Below are 17,709 nucleotides of genomic sequence, written 5' to 3'. Positions count from 1 at the left end.
TTCACCAGAGCGTTTCCGCCGCCCGCTTGGGCCATGCCTGATCATAGGGAGCCCCGCCCTCCTCTCCTTCGGTCATCTCGGCAAGGATGTCTCCGGGGCTTGGCAGGTCTTCGGGCGCAGGCTCACCCGACCAAAGGCCCGAGCGCAGCAGGGCGCGCGCGCATTGGGTATAGATTTCGGCAATGGAAATCACGATCACCGTCGCAGGCAACCGCCCCTTCTTCTCAAAACGCTGCCGCAGATCCGCATCCGCCGACAGTCGCGCGGTCCCGTTCACCCGCACCACCGTGTTCGATCCCGGCACCATGAACATCAGCGACACCCGCCCGTCCGTCACGATATTCCTGAGCGAATCCAGACGGTTATTCCCGCGCCAGTCGGGCATCGCAAGCGTGCCGGGGTCCAGTTCCAGAACGCAGGGGCCATCGTCGCCCCGGGGGCTGCCGTCGGTGCCGCCTTCGCCCACCGTGGTCAGCACGCAAAGCTTCGAGGACATGATCCACTTGCGATAAAGGGGCGTCATCTGCCGCGCCACCTTGCGGATCGCCGCGCTTGGGGGCGTGCCATACAGCGCCTCGAGCGAGGCGATATCGTCAATCCAGTTCATTAAGATCAAACCCCGCTTCTTTCATCAACGCGTTTGAACCTGTCTCGACACGTTTTTCCAGCTCGGCCATGAACTCGGCCCGTGGCATGCCCGGCGCGATCGGATCGAGAAACTCGACCACCGCAAGCCCCGGATAGCGCATGATCCCTTTACGCGGCCAGAACAGGCCGACATTGGTCGCCGCCGGATAGCATGGCTCTTCCAGCCCGTCATAGAGCAGCGCCGCCCCGACTTTGTACGGCAGCCGCGCGCCGGGCGTGACCCTTGTGCCCTGCGGATAGATCACCAGCTGACCGGGGTCGACGAATTCGGCCGCCACATCCTTGACCAGCTGCGCGATTGCCCGGCCACGTTTTTTGCGATCCACCGGGATACAGCCGATCCGCTTGGCATACAGCCCGATGACCGGCGTCCAGAGCAGCTCGCGTTTCATGATGAACTTGGCCTGCGGAACCGCCTGAAAGATCAGGATGATATCAAGGAACGACTGGTGCTTGGCGGCGATGATGACTTCACCCGTGGGCACCGTGCCGCGCACTTCGCTGCGGATACCGACCAGCACCCGTGCCAGCCAGCGGGTCCAGACGCAGAACAGCTTGCAGGCGCGCCGCGCGGCCTTGCGCGAAAAGAGCGCGAAAGGCGCGAAAACCAGTCCCAGCACCGCCATCCCCGCATAGGTCAGGATGATGAACATCACCGAGCGGAGCCAGCGGAACGCATGGGACATCAGCTTATCTCCTCAAGCCGGCGCCGGGCCGCAAACCACGTAGCGGCAAAGGCCACCAGCGCGCCAAGGATCGGGATCAGCAGCGGTGCGAACCAGCCCGCCCCCTGAAAGCCAAGCCCGGTCAGGAACCCGCCCGCATCCGACGCTTCGGGCAGCAAAAGGACACCGGCCATGCCAAAGGCCACCCCCGCCGCCGCCCCGAGCAAGGCCCGGATGGTGAAACGGCGCACGAAAGCCTGCGCGATATAGCTGTCGCGCGCACCGACCAGCCGCAGCACAAGGATCACCTGCGCATTTGCCGCCAGCGCCGCATTCGCCGCCAGCGTGATCATCGCCGCCGTCGCCCCCCCGATCAGCAGAATCGAGAACACCCCCAGCCGTCGCAGGCTGTTCGCCGCCTCGACCAGCGGACGCCGCCAGCGTGTATGATCGTCAAGCACCGCACCGGGCACTTCGGCGGCAAGACGCAGGCGCAGACCTTCAGCGTCATAGCCTTCGTCATCCTCGATCACCTCGATGAGCTGCGGCACCGGCAGGCTGTCGAGCGGCAGATCGGCCCCGAACCACGGGGCCAGCAGGGCCGCCTGTTCCTCGTCGCTCAGAGCCCGTGCGCTGGCGATGCCCGGCGTCTGCTCCAGCACCGCAAGTGCCGCACTGGTCTGCGCCGCTTTCTGATCTGCCGGTGCGCTGATGCGCAGCGTGGCGCTGCGGGCCAGCTCATCCGACCAACGATCCGCCAGCCTCCCCGCCGCCAGTGACAGGGCCAGCGCGAAAACCGCAAGGAAGGCCATCGCGGCCGATGCAAACAACGTCAGATGCGCGGTAAAACCCGAAGGCGGCACAACCCGGTCGGCCTGAGCATCACCGAGCAAAAGAGAACGGATACGGCCATTGCTCACAGGTCCGACCCCGCAAGTTGCAGCCTGCGGTTGGAAATCCGCAGCACCCGCGCTTGAACCTGGCTCTTGGCGGCCCGGATCAGCGCCAGATCGTGGCTCGCGATCAGCACGGTCTTGCCCATCTTGTTCAACTCCACCAGCAGATGCAGCAGGCGTTGCGACATCTCCCAGTCCACATTCCCGGTCGGCTCGTCCGCCAGCACCACGTCGGGCGACATGATGACCGCCCGCGCAAGTGCTGCGCGCTGCCTTTCGCCCCCCGACAGTTCCGGCGGCAGGGCATCCGCGCGCCCGGCCAACCCGACCCATTTCATCAATTCGGCAAGGTTCTCGCTCTCGGCACGCTTGTCGCGGCCCGAAACGGTCAGCGGCAGCGCGATATTATCGGCAACCGGTAAATGGTCGAGAAACTTGCAATCCTGATGCACGACACCGATCCGGCGGCGCATCAGCGCGGTCTGGTCGCGATCAAGGCGGCGCATGTCCGCATCGAACACCTTGACGGTGCCATGGGTCGGCAAAAGCGCCCCGTAGCACAGTTTCATCAGGGTGGTCTTGCCCGCGCCCGAGGGGCCGGTCAGAAAATGAAATGACCCGGGCATCAGGCGCACGGATACATCGCTCAGCAGCTCGCCACCGCCATAGCTGTAGCCCACATTTTCCAGCTCGATCACGTAAGACCCCCTGTACGCCCCGGGTCTTTTGCCTGACTGTCCCGGCAGATTCAATGCCGATTGGACACGGTCGATTCATCGCTCTGGTTTCGTTGAGAATTCGACTTTGCGCAGCGACTCAACACGGCCTATGATAGCGAAAACGAAAAATCGGCAGGCATTTCCCGAGGAGCTGAGCGCCATATGCGAATAATTTGCCCCAATTGCGGCGCGCAATATGAGGTGCCCGATGAGGTCATCCCTCTCGACGGGCGCGACGTGCAATGCTCCAATTGTGGCGATACCTGGTACCAGACCCATCCCGACGCCATGCTCGATCAGGAGCTCGCAGGCGATGACAGCGACGGGCTGCCCGAAACGGCACCCGAGTCCATGCCCGCGCCGCCCCAGTTCGAAACGGAAACCGAGATCGAGGAAGAGCTCGACATGGAATCCGATATCGACGAGGTGCCCGATGTGCTGCGCGAACGTGCGGGCCAGCCACGCCGCGAGCTGAGCCCGGATGTTGCCGACATTCTCCGCGCCGAAGCCGAACACGAAGCGCGTCTGCGCGAGGCCGAAAGCAGCGTTTTCGAAAGCCAGGGAGAATTGGGACTGGAAGAAGCCCCGGCCACGGACACCGTCCGCCGGGTACGCGAAGCCCGCGAGCGCATGGCCCTGATGCGCGGCAAGACCCCCGATGCCCAGCCCACCCTGACACCGGACGAAGCCCCGTCACGCAAGCAGTTCCTGCCCGATATAGACGAGCTGAATTCAAGCCTGCGGGCCGAAGGCCCCGGTGGCAAGACCGCCGATCTGCCGGTGCGCCACCAGTCCAGCGAAAAATCGAGACGCGGTTTCGGGCGCGGCTTTACGCTGATGCTGCTGCTGGCCGCGATCCTCGTGCTGGTCTATGTGAATGCCGACCGCATCGCGACGAACCTGCCGGCGCTGCGCCCCACGCTCGATACCTATGTGGCATTCATCAACGATGCTCGGATCTGGCTAGACACCCAGATCCGGCAGCTGACGCCCTGACCGGACGCCCCGGCCCTCAGAACCGGTCCAGCAACCTTTCGAGGTAGTCGAGTTCCATCTGCGGACGCTCGCCCTCGCCGGTGCGGCGGCGGATCTCGTCCAGCAATTCGCGCGCGCGGCGATAGACATCCTCGCCCTGCAACAGGTTCTCGTCTGTCCCGATCGACCCGTTGGAACCCGCGTTGCGGCCAAGCGGATCACGGTTGCGGGCGCGTTCCTGCCCCTCGGCCATGCCCTGCCCGGGCTGCGATTGCTGCTCCTGCTGGGCCATTGCCTCGCCAAGGGCCCGCATGCCTTCGCGCAGCGCCTCCATCGCTTCGGACTGCTGATCGATGGCCTCGGCCAGATCGTCGCGGCGCAGGGAGTCCTCGGCTCCCTCCATTGCACGGCCCGCCCGGTCCAGCGCATCCCGCGCGGCCTGACCTTCCTCGGTGCCGCCGCCGGGAAGATTACCCTGCTGGCGGCGTAGTTCATCGCGCAGCTCACGCTGGCGCTGTGCAAGGTTCTCGGCCATGCCGCCCTGCCCCTGCTGATCGCCCTCCGCCTGTCCTTGGCCTTGGTTCTGCCCCGGATTTTGGCCTTGGCCCTGACCCTGATTTTCGCCGGGGTTCTGGCCGTTTTGACCCTGATGGCTCTGGCCCCGGCCCTGACCGCCGCTCTGGCCTTCGTTGTTCTCGCTCTGTCCGCTCTGGGCGTTCGGGTTGAACTGTTCCTGAAGATCGCGGAACGCCTGATCCGACAGACCCTGCTGCTTGCGCAGCGTCTCGGACAACCCCTGCATCGCCTGCTCGCCCGGCGACTGACCGCCCTGACCTTGCGTGACGCGCATATTCTCCATCATCTGCTGCAATTCCTGCAGCGCCTGCTGGGCTTCGGCCATGCGGCCCTGTTCCATCAGCTCCTGAATACGGTCCATCATCCGTTGCAGATCGTCCTGCGACATCTGCATGGAATTCTCGGACATCTGCTGTTGTTCGCCCTCTTCGCCATTCTGTTGCTGCTGCTGGGCAAGCTGGCGCATGTATTCATCGGTGGCGCGGCGCAATTCGTCCATCAGTTCGGCGATTTCCTCGTCCGAGGCGCCGTTCTTCATCGCCTCGGCCAGCCGTTCCTGCGCCCGGCGCAGACGTTCCAGCGCGTCGCTCAGATCGCCCTCTTCCAGCAGGATGGCAAGATCCCACATCGCCTGCGACAGCTCAGCCTGCTGTTCGGCCTTCAGACCATAATCCATCATCGTTTCAAGACGACGCAGGATGGTGCGGAACCGCAGGTAAGCGGTTTCCGAGCGGAACACCTCGTCCGGGCGGTGCGACACGGCACGCATGATCTGCGAAATGCGCGGCGCATTTTCCCGCGTCCAGAGCAGGTCGCGGCGCATCTCGATCACCGCCGCCGCCATCGGATCAAAGAACCGACGACCGGGCAGAACCGCCTTGAACTCGGCAGGGGCCGATTTCTGGCCCGCCGCATCTTCCACCACCAGCGAGAAGGTCACCGGCAGGTTGGCCCATGCGTGCTGCGAAAAATCCTCGATCAGGTTCTCGTCGAATGCCGCCCGGTCGCCCGCAATCGGCATCGGCAGCGGCACTGCGATATCGTCGCGCGGCTGCGGCTCGCTGCTCAGCCCATAGCGACGATCCACCGCCCCAAGGTCCAGAGTTATCACCGCTTCGCCAGCGACGACCCCGTAATCGTCATGCGCCGAATAGGGCAGCGTCATCTGCCCAAGTGCCTCGGCATCGGGCGGGCCGGTCACTTCGACACCGGGCAGTTCGTCCTCGATCAGGGCGATGGTCCATTCGGCCCCACCGCTGCCTTCGATGCGCAAATCGCCGTCTTGGTTGACGTCGAATTCGTGCATCTGGTCCGCCGCCGGTGGCAGCTCGCCCACGCGGCCGGAAACGGATTCGACCAGCGACAGCTCGCCGGGCTGACCATAGAGCCGCAGGGTGATCCGGCTGCCCTGAAGCACTTCGATCACGTCGGAATCCATATCGGCAAGGTAGAGCGTCGGCTTGCCGGTGTAGCGTGGCGGTTCGATCCAGCCTTCCCATGTAGGGCCGACCGCCGCCTGCGCCGCACCGGGCGTCATTTCGGTCACGGAACTGACCCGCCAGATAGAGCCAAACACCAGCGCCACAGCCAGTGCCAGCATCGCCACGTAGCGCAGCGCAAAGGGATCGCGCCGGGCAATGCGCAGATCTGGACGCGCCGGTTGGGCGCGCGAGGCACGGTCTGCCATGCGCTGCTGATGCGCGGCCCAGACCGCCGCCGAGGCGGAATCGCCCGCGCCGACCGCCTGTTCGTCAAGCAGCGCCTGAATCGGTCGCCCCGGCAGGGTTTCGTCCAGACGCACCAGCGCCTCGTCCCGGCTTGGCCAGTGGAACCGTCGGATGCCGATATAAAGTGTCGCGAGCAGGGCCAGCGCGAAAATCGCCCCAGCGGCCCAGACCAGTTCGACCCCGACATGATCCTGAACGCCCAGCATCAGCAGGGCGGCGCCCAGCATCAGAACCGACCCGGCGGGCCAGAACGCGCGCAGGGTGCGCTCGGCTACCAGACCGCATTGGGTCAGGAAGACAGGCAGGCGCAGTTTCAGAAGGGCGGTTTCAATGCCATGTCGTTGGGCCATAAAGCTCTCCAGTCGGCAATGACCGCTGGTTCACGTCAAAGCCACGAAGGGATCGTATCGCGATTTATCATATCTTCAAAGCTCGGACGTTGGCGGATAACCGCGAATTGATTGTCTTTGACCAGAACTTCGGGAATCAGCGGTCTCGTATTGTACTCGCTGGACATTACTGCGCCGTAAGCCCCCGCACTGCGAAACGCGACCAGATCGCCCGAGGCAAGCGGCGGCAGGTTTCGCTGCTTGGCAAAGGTATCGCCGGATTCGCAGACCGGGCCGACCACGTCATAGGGCTGCTGCTCAACGCCCGCCTCCGGTTCGATCACCGGAACGATGTCATGCCATGCATCGTACATCGCCGGACGGATCAGGTCGTTCATCGCCGCGTCGAGGATCAGGAAATCGCGCCCCTCGCCGGATTTGACAAAAATCACCGAAGAAACCAGCAGACCGGCATTCCCGGCGATCAGGCGACCGGGCTCGATTTCGATCTCACAGCCCAGATGTCCCAATGTTTTCTTGATCAAGGCCCCGTATTCGGTGGGCAGCGGCGGCGCGGTGTTTGACCGCTCATAGGGAATGCCCAAGCCCCCGCCAAGATCCAGCCGCCGGATGTCATGGCCATCGGCGCGCAACGTCTCGGTCAGTTCGGCCACCTTGTTGTAGGCAAGCTCGAACGGTTCCAGCTCGGTCAGCTGGCTGCCGATATGCACGTCGATCCCGATCACTTCGAGTCCCGGCAGAGCGGCGGCCATCGCGTAGACCTCGCGCGCGCGGGAAATCGGAATACCGAACTTGTTCTCGGATTTGCCGGTCGCGATCTTGGCATGTGTCTTGGCATCCACGTCCGGATTGACCCTCACGGTGATCGGCACGACCTTGCCCAAGGATTGAGCAACCGCGCTCAACAGCTCCATCTCGGGCTCGGATTCGACGTTGAACTGGCGAATCCCCCCTTCGACGGCAATGCACATTTCCTCAACGGTCTTGCCCACGCCCGAGAACACGATCTTGTCGCCCGGCACCCCCGCCGCCTTGGCGCGCAGGTATTCCCCGATGGATACGACATCCATGCCTGCGCCCGCCTCGGCCAGCGTCTTTAGGATCGCCTGGTTGCTGGCGGCCTTCATCGCGTAGCAGACAAGATGGTCCATCCCCTCCAGCGCCTCGTCGAACAGACGGAAATGGCGCAGCAGCGTGGCGGAGGAATAGACGTAGAACGGTGTGCCGACCTCGGCCGCGATATCGGCAAGGGGCACATCCTCGGCGTGCAAGGCGCCGTTTTTGTAAAGAAAATGATCCATGCCGCGCTTTAGACGGAAACGGCGGCACAGATCAATTGATTTCCCTTTTTCCCGGGCGGCCTCGCGCCCTGCCCGGGATCTCGATCAGGCGCGTTTCTTGGTACGCCGGATTTCCTTGGTGCGGGCTTTTTCCAGCGCCCGGCGTCCTTCCAGCAGTTCCTTGGAATAGGCCGAAACCCGGTCGAATATCGGCATGAAGTCCGGGTTGTTGATGCCCCGACGATGGGAAAGCTGGTAAAGCGTGTGGAACGGGTTGGCGTTATGCTCGATGATCATCGGGCCATCGGGGCCGATCGCCACATCCCAGCCGACGATGCCGAACTCGGGCACCACCGCATGGGCCTCACAGACCATCTCGCGCACGCGGTCCCACATGGGAAGCTGCTTGCCGGTGATCTTCGCGCCGGAAACCGGGTGATCGTCGATGTCTCGCGCGTCGAGCCCGGTACCGATCCGCGCCTGCCCAACCTTGCCCGTCATCGCATCGACCGGCGCAATCATGCTGCCGCTCTGCCAGAAATTGTCCGACATCGCGTCGGGCGCGGGGATTTTCCACGCCGAGTAAAGAACCTGTGGACGGTTGCTGTCGCGCACCGTGACCACGCGCAGGCTGCCCACCGCCTTGCCGGTCACCGCGACCATCTCGGGGTGCTGCACCAGCGCACTCTGAAGCAAATAGCCAGAGCCGTATTGATCGATGATTTCCTTGCAGAACCCATCAAGCGCGACGCGTTTGCCATTACCCAGCAACAGCATGTCGCCCTCGACGCCAAGCAGCAGGGCCGAGCCGTAGCTGCCGCTGAAGCTCTGCGGCTTGCCAAACAGCGGGTATTGCGCCTTTTCCGTGAGGAAGCTGCGCAGTTGCTCGACGGTTTCCAGCGTCGGGATCGAACCGAACCGCGAAACCGCCGAAACCACGGCCTGCGTCTGCGTCGTGCCAAAACCCAGTTGCCGGATCAGCGAAGTGAACAGGACCTTGTCGGCAGCAAAACTGCGCATGGTGACAAGCCCCTTGGCGCCCAGCCGCGTGTTCAGCTTGTAGCTGGCGCGCAGCCCGACATACTGGCGTTTTTCCTCGGCACTGATTTCGGGATCATATAGCCCGGCCGTGTAATATTCATGCAGGTGAAACCGCTGTTTTCCCATCGCAAGGCCAAAGCTTTCACGCATCTGGCGCAGCGGGCTGACCCCGTATTTGCGGGCCACCTCGACCATCATCGCCGCAGGCGGTGAAGGCGGACGTTCCGGAACGGCAAGCAGGGCCTTGTCTTGAACCTCATCAATCACTGCGGTCGTCATGTCGGGTCTCCTGGCAGGATCAGCGTTGGACAGGGTCAGCATGGCCGGGGCCATGTCGGTTTTCTGTCCTGACAGGTAACAATGAAAAACGGCTGAAATGGGGCGCGATTGTTTCCCAAAGCGGTCAAATCAACCGTTTCAGGCAGGGGTTGTCGATGACCTTACGGCAGGTGGCTCAAAGCCCCAGAAAGACCGAAAACGGCCCGCGGTTCAGCCCCACGCCACCGGTGGCATGAACCCCGCTGCGCGACACCGAGACCCCGCCGCTGACGGTCGGCTGCACCGGTTCGCCATCCGCGCCGCAGGCGGCAAGGATGCTCAGGGACAGCAACGCGGCAAAGGTTCGGGTCAGGTTCATTTCAGCGCTTTCTTCCACCGTTCGACCTGCTGGCGCACGCCCGAAGGGGCGGTGCCACCATAGGATGTACGCGAGTTTACCGAATTTTCGACGCCGAGAACAGCAAAGACATCTTCGGTTATATCCGCGTGGACCGATTTCATGTCCTCAAGCGTCAGATCCGGCAGGTCGCAGCCCTTTTTCTCGGCCAGAGCGACAAGCGAACCGGTGACGTGATGCGCATCGCGGAACGGCAGCCCGAGCACCCGCACCAGCCAGTCCGCCAGATCGGTCGCGGTCGAGAAACCTGCACCGGCGGCGGCGGCCAGCGCCTCGCGGTTGGCGCTCATGTCGCTGACCATGCCCGTCATCGCGGCCAGCGCCAGCATCCAGTTGTCGGCGGCGTCGAACACCTGTTCCTTGTCTTCCTGCATGTCCTTGGAATAGGCCAGCGGCAGCCCCTTCATGACCATCATCAGCGCGGTATTCGCGCCAAAGATCCGGCCCACCTTGGCGCGGATCAGCTCTGCCGCATCGGGGTTCTTCTTTTGTGGCATGATGCTCGACCCGGTCGAGAACCGATCCGAAAGGATCACGAACCGGAACTGGGCCGAGGACCAGATCACCAACTCTTCGGCGAACCGGCTCAGGTGCATGGCGCAGATGCTTGCGCAGTTCAGGAAATCCAGCGCGAAGTCACGGTCGCTCACCGCGTCCAGCGAATTGGCCGAGGGCCGATCAAAACCCAGCGCCTTGGCGGTCATGTGCCGGTCGATGGGGAAAGAGGTCCCGGCCAGCGCCGCCGCGCCCAACGGGCATTCGTTCATCCGCGCCCGAGCATCGCGCACACGGGACAGATCACGGCCGAACATTTCCACATAGGCCAGCATGTGATGGCCCCAGGTGACGGGCTGCGCGGTTTGCAAATGGGTAAAACCGGGCATCACCCAGGCGGCGCCGGCTTCGGCCTGTTCCAGCAGCGCACCGATCAGCGCCAACAGCCCGGTTTCAGCCGCGTCCAGCTGATCCCGCACCCAGAGTTTGAAATCCGTCGCCACCTGGTCGTTGCGCGACCGGCCCGTGTGCAGACGCCCGGCAGGCTCGCCGATGATCTCTTTCAGCCGCGCCTCGACATTCATGTGAATGTCCTCCAGCGCCGTCGAAAACGCGAATTCGCCGCTTTCGATTTCTGACAAAACGGTGAGCAGCCCTTCCCTGATCGCCTCGGCATCGCTATCGCTTATGACGCCCGTTTCGGCCAGCATGGCGGCATGGGCGCGCGAACCGGCGATATCCTGAGCCGCCATCCGCTTGTCGAACCCGATGGATGCATTAATTGCCTCCATGATGGCGTCCGGTCCGGCGGCGAAACGGCCACCCCACATCTGGTTTGCGCTTTTATCGGTCATCTTGCCAACCCTTGGAGAAATCATGCGTCGCGTTCATTTCCTGCTCCTTTATATGGCCCTCGCGCTGGGTGCAAACACCGCCATGGCCGAGCTTGCCGAAGTCGCCGACCTGCGCGATGGCGACATGAAAAAGCTGACGCTGCATGAAGAGCCCAAGCCGGTTTCGGACATCGCCTTTACCACGCCGGACGGCGGCACCATGACGCTGGCCGACCTCCAGGGCGGCTATGTTCTGCTGAATTTCTGGGCGACATGGTGCGCCCCCTGCCGCGAGGAAATGCCAACCCTCGCAGCACTTCAGGATGAATTCGGCGGCGACGGCTTTCAGGTGGTGACCTTGGCGACCGGTCGCAACTCGCCGCAGGGCATCCAAAAATTCTTCAGCGAAAACAATATCTCGAACCTGCCGCAATACCGCGATGAAAAACAGGCCGTAGCGCGCGACATGGGCATTCTCGGCCTGCCGATCACGGTTCTGATCGACCCCGAAGGGCAGGAAGTCGCCCGGTTGATCGGCGATGCGGACTGGCATTCCGACAGCGCCCGCGCGATCATCGGCGCATTGGTTTCCGGCGGAAGCTGACGCGCCGCCACGCATTTTAGCACCGGGCGCGCCGCATCTGCTGCCCCGCGCGGCGGGGGAACCCGCCCGGACAGATACACGTTTCAATCAAGAGTATATACAGAACCAGATTTCGCCATGCCCTGCACCTACGCGCTCTACCCTGATCTCGCGACCCTGCACTGCCGCTTCAGCGGCCGGTTCAACATGCGGGACGCGCTTAACATGATTGAGCGCGCAGGCGCCGAACCCCGGCATGAGGACGGCACCAACGTGATCGCCGACTTTCTGGACGTCACCCGTTTTGACATCGACATCAACTCGCAATGGCGCATGTTCCGCTATCTCGCGGCGCTCGAGGACTGGCCAGGCCTCCCCCGGAGCTGCGCGCTGATCGCCGATGGAGAGCCAGTCTGGGCGATGGCCGGAACAATCGTCGATCAGACCACGCTTGAATCGCCGCTGGTTTTCGAACGTTTCCGCGCCCCCTCTCCCGCCCTGCGCTTTGTCGGTCTCGACCCGAACCGCCACGGGGGCCGCTTTGGCTATGGGCCCGTGCATTAAGCGCGAAGGCCCGGCAACACGCCCCGAATAATGCATCGAATGCGCCGAAGGCGCTCCTTTAAAGACCGGGCTTCTCTAACCGCGCGACTTTCCCATTTCCGCCACAGGCCCGTGGCGATGACACGTAACAATATGGTCGTTCACCATGCCCACCGCCTCCATGAAAGCATAGACGATGGTCGGCCCGCAGAATCGAAAACCCGCCTTTTTCAGATCTTTTGAGATCTGCTCTGACAGCGCCGTCTGGGTTGGCACTTCCTGCTGTGTGGCCCATGCATTCTGGATCGGCTCGCCGCCGACGTAATCCCATAAAAAGCGGTCAAAGCCCTGTTGCGCCTCGATCTCCTGCCACGCCCGGGCATTGGTGATCGTCGCTTCGATCTTGCCGCGATGGCGAATGATGCCGGGGTTCTGCAACAACCGCGCCACCTCGGGCTCGCCCCAATCGGCCACCACGTTCGGATCGAACCCGGCAAAAGCCTCGCGGAAATTGTCGCGCTTGCGCAGGATCGTGATCCAGCTTAGCCCCGCCTGAAACCCGTCGAGGATCAGCTTTTCCCACAGCGCGCGGCTGTCATATTCCGGTACGCCCCATTCCGTGTCGTGATAGGCCACGTAAAGCGGATCATCCCCCGGCCAGCCACATCGTTCCATCATCCGTCCCCTTCTCGCGTCCGCTCATGGGTCTAGCGGCAAACCGCCCCTGCCAGCAAGCGCGGGGCGGCGCCCGAGCAGAGTTGCAGCCCCCCGCGCAAAGCATTAGGTTCACCCTCGGAGGACGTAAGGTTAAGACGCATGCCCGCTCGGACAGGCGTTTTTTCTTGCCACCCGCATCTTGGCAAAGGACAGACAGTCATGACCAACGTAGTAATTGCATCCGCCGCTCGTACGGCGGTCGGCAGCTTTGGCGGCTCATTCGCAAACACCCCCGCGCATGACCTTGGCACAGCGGTTCTCGAGGCGATCGTGGAACGCGCCGGGATCGACAAGGCCGATGTGAACGAAACCATTCTCGGTCAGGTGCTGACCGCCGCGCAGGGCCAGAACCCGGCCCGGCAGGCCCATATCAACGCCGGCCTGCCGATCGAAAGCGCGGCCTGGGGCATCAACCAGGTCTGCGGTTCGGGCCTGCGCGCCGTGGCGCTTGGCGCTCAGCACATCCAGCTTGGTGATGCCGATATCGTCGCCGCCGGCGGTCAGGAAAACATGTCGATGAGCCCCCATGCCGCGAACCTGCGTCAGGGCCACAAGATGGGCGACATGTCCTATATCGACACCATGATCCGTGACGGTCTTTGGGATGCGTTCAACGGCTACCACATGGGTCAGACCGCCGAGAACGTCGCCGAGAAATGGCAGATCAATCGTGAATCGCAGGACGAATTTGCGGTCGCCAGCCAGAACAAGGCCGAAGCCGCGCAAAAGGCCGGCAAGTTCAAGGACGAGATCACGCCCTTCACGGTCAAGACCCGCAAGGGCGAGAACGTGGTCGACTCCGACGAATACATCCGCCACGGCGCCACCATCGAAGCGATGCAGAAACTCCGCCCTGCCTTTACCAAGGACGGCTCGGTTACCGCGGCCAACGCATCCGGTTTGAACGACGGTGCCGCCGCCGTTCTGCTGATGAGCGCGGATAACGCCGAGAAACGCGGCATCACCCCGCTGGCGCGTATCGTTTCCTACGCCACCGTCGGGCTCGACCCCTCGATCATGGGCGCGGGTCCGATCTATGCCTCGCGCAAGGCGCTGGAAAAGGCCGGCTGGAAACCCGAGGATCTTGACCTTGTCGAGGCGAACGAAGCCTTTGCCGCGCAGGCCTGCGCCGTGAACAAGGACATGGGCTGGGATCCGTCCATCGTGAACGTGAACGGCGGCGCCATCGCCATCGGCCACCCTATCGGTGCCTCGGGCTGCCGCATCCTCAACACCCTGCTGTTTGAAATGCAGCGCCGCGACGCCAAGAAAGGTCTCGCCACGCTCTGCATCGGCGGCGGCATGGGCGTTGCCATGTGCGTCGAACGGCCCTGATCATTTCCGGAGGGGCGGCGTTGACGCCGCCCCTCCCCACCGGACGCGGCCCGGCAGCGCCGCCACATATTCAGGCACCTCCCGGCAATCTCGTGCCGATCAGGGCGAAACCCCTGCCAGCACCTGAAATTCGCTTTATAATCAGAACTATGGCACACTCGATCCGGTCGTGATCCGACCGGCGATTCTGCCATCAATGACGCGACCCCGGTCCAAGGGAGGAACGACCGGAACGGCAAATCGTGCCGCAAGATAATGGGAAGTGCCGGGTTTCGTGAAATTTTTACGAATTCAGCGCGCAACATTCTTGCGCACACGACATCGTTAACGTAACAACGTTTCAATAGGATACTGGAGGAAAACATTAATGTCACGCGTCGCCCTTGTAACAGGAGGCTCCCGGGGAATCGGGGCTGCAATTTCAAAAGCACTCAAGGACGCCGGGTATTCCGTCGCCGCCACCTACGCCGGTAACGATCAGGCCGCGGCGGATTTTACCGATGAGACCGGGATCAAGACCTATAAGTGGAACGCGGCGGACTATGAGCAAAGCAAGGAAGGACTGGCCAAGGTCGAAGCCGATCTAGGCCCCATCGACGTGGTTGTCGCCAATGCGGGCATCACCCGCGACGCCCCCTTCCACAAGATGACTCCCGAGCAGTGGAAAGAGGTGGTAGACACAAACCTCACAGGTGTTTTCAATACGGTCCACCCGGTCTGGCCCGGCATGCGTGAGCGCAAGTTCGGCCGAGTCATCGTCATCAGCTCGATCAACGGCCAGAAGGGCCAGTTCGCACAGGTGAACTATGCTGCGACCAAGGCGGGCGATCTGGGCATCGTCAAATCGCTGGCACAGGAGGGAGCGCGCGCAGGCATCACCGCAAACGCGATCTGCCCCGGCTACATCGCGACCGACATGGTGATGGCGGTGCCGGAAAAGGTGCGGGACTCGATCATCGCGCAGATCCCGACCGGACGCCTGGGCGAGCCCGAGGAAATCGCGCGCTGCGTGGTCTTCCTTGCGTCGGACGACGCCGGGTTCATCAACGGCTCGACGATTTCCGCGAATGGCGGTCAGTTCTTCGTCTGAGCCCGGAACAGGCGAACAAAAAACAGGTCGGTCCGATCGGACCGACCTTTTCTTTTTGCGTATGATCGCCCGTCGTCATCACGGGTCGTATCACCGCGCGCGGCGCTATTGGCCGCAGAGATCTGGCGCAAAGACAAAAGCCCTCACGCACTTGCGTGTCCGCCGGATGATCCGGACAACCCGCCAGTTTCTTCGAATGTGATCAGGATATGATTGCTCGGAAAGCAAAAGAGCGGGTCACGCAGACAGGCGCTCGATTTCTTCCTTTAGCTTCAGCTTCTGCTTTTTCATGGCGGCCAGTTCAAGCCCGTCGATGCTTGGCGCGCGCTGCGCCTGCTCGACTTCATAGCTCAAATTCTGGTGCTTCTTTTTCAGTTCCGTAAGATGCGAGCTCAAGCTCATGGCAATCCTCCTCTGAATAAGTTGCATTTTCAGTTCAGCATATTCCAAAGCGTCTGTCACGTAACGTTAACCTTGGTCGGCTATCATCGGCAAAGAAGCGTGAAGTTTCTCTTAATTTCTGGGCTATGCAGGCCAGTCCAATTCGGCTGCTTTTCGCAAAATCCCGTCAATTTCGGTCCGGTAGCTCTCGCCATCGCGCTGGTGAACGGCTCCTTCATGCAGAATCAGCGGCGCATGCAGTCGAAACGCGGCCCGCCCGCCCTTGCGCATCCGCAGGATCACCCGGTCCGCTTCGCGCCCCTCCCGCGCGGCCAGCGGCAGCACTTCGACAGACCCCAGCCGCCCCTCTGCCGCGACCAGAAGGTCGGGCAGACGCTCGGCATTCTGGATCACGTGGAGATAGCCCTTGGGCGCCAGACGGCGTGCCGCCACCTCGATCCAGAGCGACAGCGGCGTGATCTCTCCCAGCGCCACCTGACGCCCCGCATCGCGCGCAGAACTATGCGCGCCCGCCCGGTAATAGGGCGGGTTCATCAGCACATGGTCGAATCGTCGCTGCCGCAGCTCTGCGGGCAGCTGCGCGAGATCCGCCTCGACCACTTCTAGCGGCTTCACATTGTCGCGGGCGTTGCGCTCTGCAAGGGCGGCATACTCGGCCTGCAGCTCGACCCCCGTCAGCGTCAGGTCAGGTACCCGCGCGGCAAGACACAGGCTCGCCGTCCCTGCCCCGCAGCCCAGCTCCAGCACGCTCTGACCGGGCCGCGCGGGCACCGCCGCCGCCAGCATCACAGGGTCAATACCCGCGCGATATCCGGCCCTTGGCTGCCAGATCCGCAGCCGCCCGCCCAGAAAGGCGTCGCAGCTCAGCGCGTCCTCCTCGAAGCGGCTCATCACCTCAGCGGGATTTCATTGTCGGTCATCACCCGCACCGCCCGGTCGTAATCGTGCTCGCGCACCATCATCCGGCGCGGGAAAATTCCGATGCCGCCTTCAAGGATGCTCATGTTTACGTCCATCTGAAAGCAGTCTATATCCTCGCCTTGCAAAAGAGCCGAAGCAAAGGCCAGGATCGTCGGGTCGGTACTACGCAGAAGCTCTTTCATAACGTTGGATGTAAGAGCAAGCTCGTACCCTTGTCGAGCCTTGTTGCAGGAGAGTGATGGACATCGCCACCAATCCCAAACCGCAGGACCGCCTGGCCGAACTTCTGGCCGATGAAATGGCTGCGGTGAATGCCCTGATCCGTGAACGAATGGTCTCTGAACACGCCCCGCGTATCCCCGAGGTGACGGCGCATCTGATCGAGGCCGGCGGCAAGCGACTGCGCCCGATGCTCACGCTCGCGGCGGCGCGGATTTGTGGCTACGAGGGAAGCGATCATGTCAAGCTCGCCGCGACGGTGGAATTCATCCACACCGCGACCCTGCTGCATGACGATGTGGTGGATGAAAGCGAGCAGCGGCGCGGCAGGCCCACCGCCAACCTGCTTTGGGACAATTCCTCAAGCGTCCTGGTCGGCGACTACCTTCTGGCGCGCGCCTTCCTGATGATGGTCGAAACGGAATCTCTGCGGGTGCTCAGCATCCTCGCCGGCGCTTCCGCCACGATCTCCGAAGGCGAAGTGCTGCAACTCAGCGCGGCCAGCAACCTTGCGACCGATGAATCCGTCTATCTCAAGGTGGTGCGTGGCAAGACGGCGGCGCTCTTCTCGGCGGCAACGCAGGTAGGCGGCGTGATCTCCGGCGCGGATGAAAGCCACATTCAGGCGCTCTTTGATTACGGCGACGCGCTCGGGATCGCCTTTCAGATCGCCGATGACCTGCTCGACTATCAGGGCGACAGCTCGGCCACCGGCAAGAACATCGGCGACGATTTCCGCGAACGCAAGCTGACCCTGCCGGTCATCAAGGCGGTCGCCCTTGCCGATGCGGACGAACGCGCCTTCTGGCAGCGCACCATCGAGAAAGGCCACCAAAAGCCCGAAGATCTCGACACCGCGCTCGAAATCATGACCCGTCACGACACGTTCGAGGCGACGCGTCAGGACGCGCTGTCATGGGCCGACAAGGCAAGACAGGCGCTCGCCCCACTCCCCAAGGGAGAGCTGCGCGACTTGCTCGCCGATCTCGCGGATTTCGTCGTCGCCCGGCTCAACTGA

General features: G+C 62.8%; 19 protein-coding genes. 6 read left to right on the top strand and 13 right to left on the bottom strand.

Annotated features, from left to right (window positions below):
• Position 1 precedes the first annotated feature (1 nt).
• Genes ACU0FH_RS07335 through ACU0FH_RS07320 form a run of 4 tightly spaced genes read right to left on the bottom strand, consistent with a single transcriptional unit; the run spans position 2 to position 2,907 of the window.
• Positions 2-607, bottom strand: a complete 606-nt coding sequence (locus ACU0FH_RS07335) for a pyridoxamine 5'-phosphate oxidase family protein (protein WP_446194012.1) — start codon at positions 605-607, stop codon at positions 2-4.
• Complete coding sequence (locus ACU0FH_RS07330; protein WP_446194011.1) at positions 594-1,334, bottom strand: lysophospholipid acyltransferase family protein; 741 nt, start codon at positions 1,332-1,334, stop codon at positions 594-596. The genes ACU0FH_RS07335 and ACU0FH_RS07330 overlap by 14 nt, the downstream gene beginning before the upstream one ends.
• On the bottom strand, positions 1,334-2,233 hold the full coding sequence (locus ACU0FH_RS07325) for a cell division protein FtsX (protein WP_446194010.1): 900 nt from the start codon (positions 2,231-2,233) through the stop codon (positions 1,334-1,336). The genes ACU0FH_RS07330 and ACU0FH_RS07325 overlap by 1 nt, the downstream gene beginning before the upstream one ends.
• Positions 2,230-2,907 (bottom strand): cell division ATP-binding protein FtsE, encoded by a 678-nt coding sequence (locus ACU0FH_RS07320; protein WP_446194009.1) that lies wholly within the window; start codon positions 2,905-2,907, stop codon positions 2,230-2,232. Before ACU0FH_RS07320 ends, ACU0FH_RS07325 begins: the two co-directional genes overlap by 4 nt.
• A gap of 183 nt (positions 2,908-3,090) precedes the next feature.
• Here ACU0FH_RS07320 and ACU0FH_RS07315 point away from each other — a divergent pair, with 183 nt between their 5' ends.
• Positions 3,091-3,924, top strand: coding sequence for a zinc-ribbon domain-containing protein (locus ACU0FH_RS07315; RefSeq protein ID WP_446194008.1), 834 nt, complete (start codon positions 3,091-3,093; stop codon positions 3,922-3,924).
• 16 nt (positions 3,925-3,940) lie between these two features.
• Here the strand turns inward: ACU0FH_RS07315 and ACU0FH_RS07310 are convergent, their stop codons facing one another.
• The 5 genes from ACU0FH_RS07310 to argH all read right to left on the bottom strand — a co-directional run bounded on the left by ACU0FH_RS07310 (position 3,941) and on the right by argH (position 10,902).
• On the bottom strand, positions 3,941-6,556 hold the full coding sequence (locus ACU0FH_RS07310) for a TIGR02302 family protein (RefSeq protein ID WP_446194007.1): 2,616 nt from the start codon (positions 6,554-6,556) through the stop codon (positions 3,941-3,943).
• A 35-nt stretch (positions 6,557-6,591) separates the two neighbouring features.
• Entirely contained in the window at positions 6,592-7,857 is a 1,266-nt protein-coding gene (gene lysA, locus ACU0FH_RS07305; RefSeq protein WP_446194006.1) for a diaminopimelate decarboxylase, read from the bottom strand.
• A gap of 84 nt (positions 7,858-7,941) precedes the next feature.
• Entirely contained in the window at positions 7,942-9,156 is a 1,215-nt protein-coding gene (locus ACU0FH_RS07300) for a sugar-transfer associated ATP-grasp domain-containing protein (RefSeq protein ID WP_446194005.1), read from the bottom strand.
• A 175-nt stretch (positions 9,157-9,331) separates the two neighbouring features.
• Positions 9,332-9,514: a hypothetical protein gene (locus ACU0FH_RS07295; RefSeq protein WP_446194004.1), complete on the bottom strand. Its 183-nt coding sequence runs from the start codon at positions 9,512-9,514 to the stop codon at positions 9,332-9,334.
• Positions 9,511-10,902: an argininosuccinate lyase gene (gene argH / locus ACU0FH_RS07290; RefSeq protein ID WP_446194003.1), complete on the bottom strand. Its 1,392-nt coding sequence runs from the start codon at positions 10,900-10,902 to the stop codon at positions 9,511-9,513. The genes ACU0FH_RS07295 and argH overlap by 4 nt, the downstream gene beginning before the upstream one ends.
• Positions 10,903-10,924: 22 nt before the next feature.
• Here argH and ACU0FH_RS07285 point away from each other — a divergent pair, with 22 nt between their 5' ends.
• On the top strand, positions 10,925-11,485 hold the full coding sequence (locus tag ACU0FH_RS07285; protein ID WP_446194002.1) for a TlpA family protein disulfide reductase: 561 nt from the start codon (positions 10,925-10,927) through the stop codon (positions 11,483-11,485).
• A 117-nt stretch (positions 11,486-11,602) separates the two neighbouring features.
• Positions 11,603-12,028, top strand: a complete 426-nt coding sequence (locus ACU0FH_RS07280; RefSeq protein ID WP_238370965.1) for a hypothetical protein — start codon at positions 11,603-11,605, stop codon at positions 12,026-12,028.
• A 75-nt stretch (positions 12,029-12,103) separates the two neighbouring features.
• Here the strand turns inward: ACU0FH_RS07280 and ACU0FH_RS07275 are convergent, their stop codons facing one another.
• The gene (locus tag ACU0FH_RS07275) at positions 12,104-12,682 is read right to left on the bottom strand and encodes a DNA-3-methyladenine glycosylase I (RefSeq protein ID WP_446194164.1); all 579 of its coding nucleotides are present in this window, start codon (positions 12,680-12,682) and stop codon (positions 12,104-12,106) included.
• Positions 12,683-12,883: 201 nt separating this feature from the next.
• On the opposite strand from ACU0FH_RS07275, the gene ACU0FH_RS07270 reads away from it, so the two are divergent.
• Both ACU0FH_RS07270 and phbB read left to right on the top strand, forming a co-directional pair.
• Complete coding sequence (locus tag ACU0FH_RS07270; protein WP_446194001.1) at positions 12,884-14,059, top strand: acetyl-CoA C-acetyltransferase; 1,176 nt, start codon at positions 12,884-12,886, stop codon at positions 14,057-14,059.
• 367 nt (positions 14,060-14,426) lie between these two features.
• Positions 14,427-15,149: an acetoacetyl-CoA reductase gene (gene phbB, locus ACU0FH_RS07265; protein ID WP_446194000.1), complete on the top strand. Its 723-nt coding sequence runs from the start codon at positions 14,427-14,429 to the stop codon at positions 15,147-15,149.
• 237 nt (positions 15,150-15,386) lie between these two features.
• On the opposite strand, the gene ACU0FH_RS07260 is transcribed toward phbB, so the two are convergent.
• From ACU0FH_RS07260 to ACU0FH_RS07250, 3 genes are all read right to left on the bottom strand, one after another.
• Positions 15,387-15,551, bottom strand: a complete 165-nt coding sequence (locus ACU0FH_RS07260; RefSeq protein ID WP_088634109.1) for a YdcH family protein — start codon at positions 15,549-15,551, stop codon at positions 15,387-15,389.
• A gap of 123 nt (positions 15,552-15,674) precedes the next feature.
• On the bottom strand, positions 15,675-16,442 hold the full coding sequence (locus tag ACU0FH_RS07255) for a tRNA1(Val) (adenine(37)-N6)-methyltransferase (RefSeq protein ID WP_446193999.1): 768 nt from the start codon (positions 16,440-16,442) through the stop codon (positions 15,675-15,677).
• Entirely contained in the window at positions 16,442-16,654 is a 213-nt protein-coding gene (locus ACU0FH_RS07250; RefSeq protein ID WP_238370961.1) for a putative signal transducing protein, read from the bottom strand. The genes ACU0FH_RS07255 and ACU0FH_RS07250 overlap by 1 nt, the downstream gene beginning before the upstream one ends.
• 56 nt (positions 16,655-16,710) lie before the next feature.
• Between ACU0FH_RS07250 and ACU0FH_RS07245 the strand changes: the two genes are divergently transcribed.
• Positions 16,711-17,709 (top strand): polyprenyl synthetase family protein, encoded by a 999-nt coding sequence (locus tag ACU0FH_RS07245; RefSeq protein WP_446193998.1) that lies wholly within the window; start codon positions 16,711-16,713, stop codon positions 17,707-17,709.

This window comes from Heliomarina sp., assembly GCF_052826185.1.
This window is presented reverse-complemented; position numbering and strand designations above follow the sequence as displayed.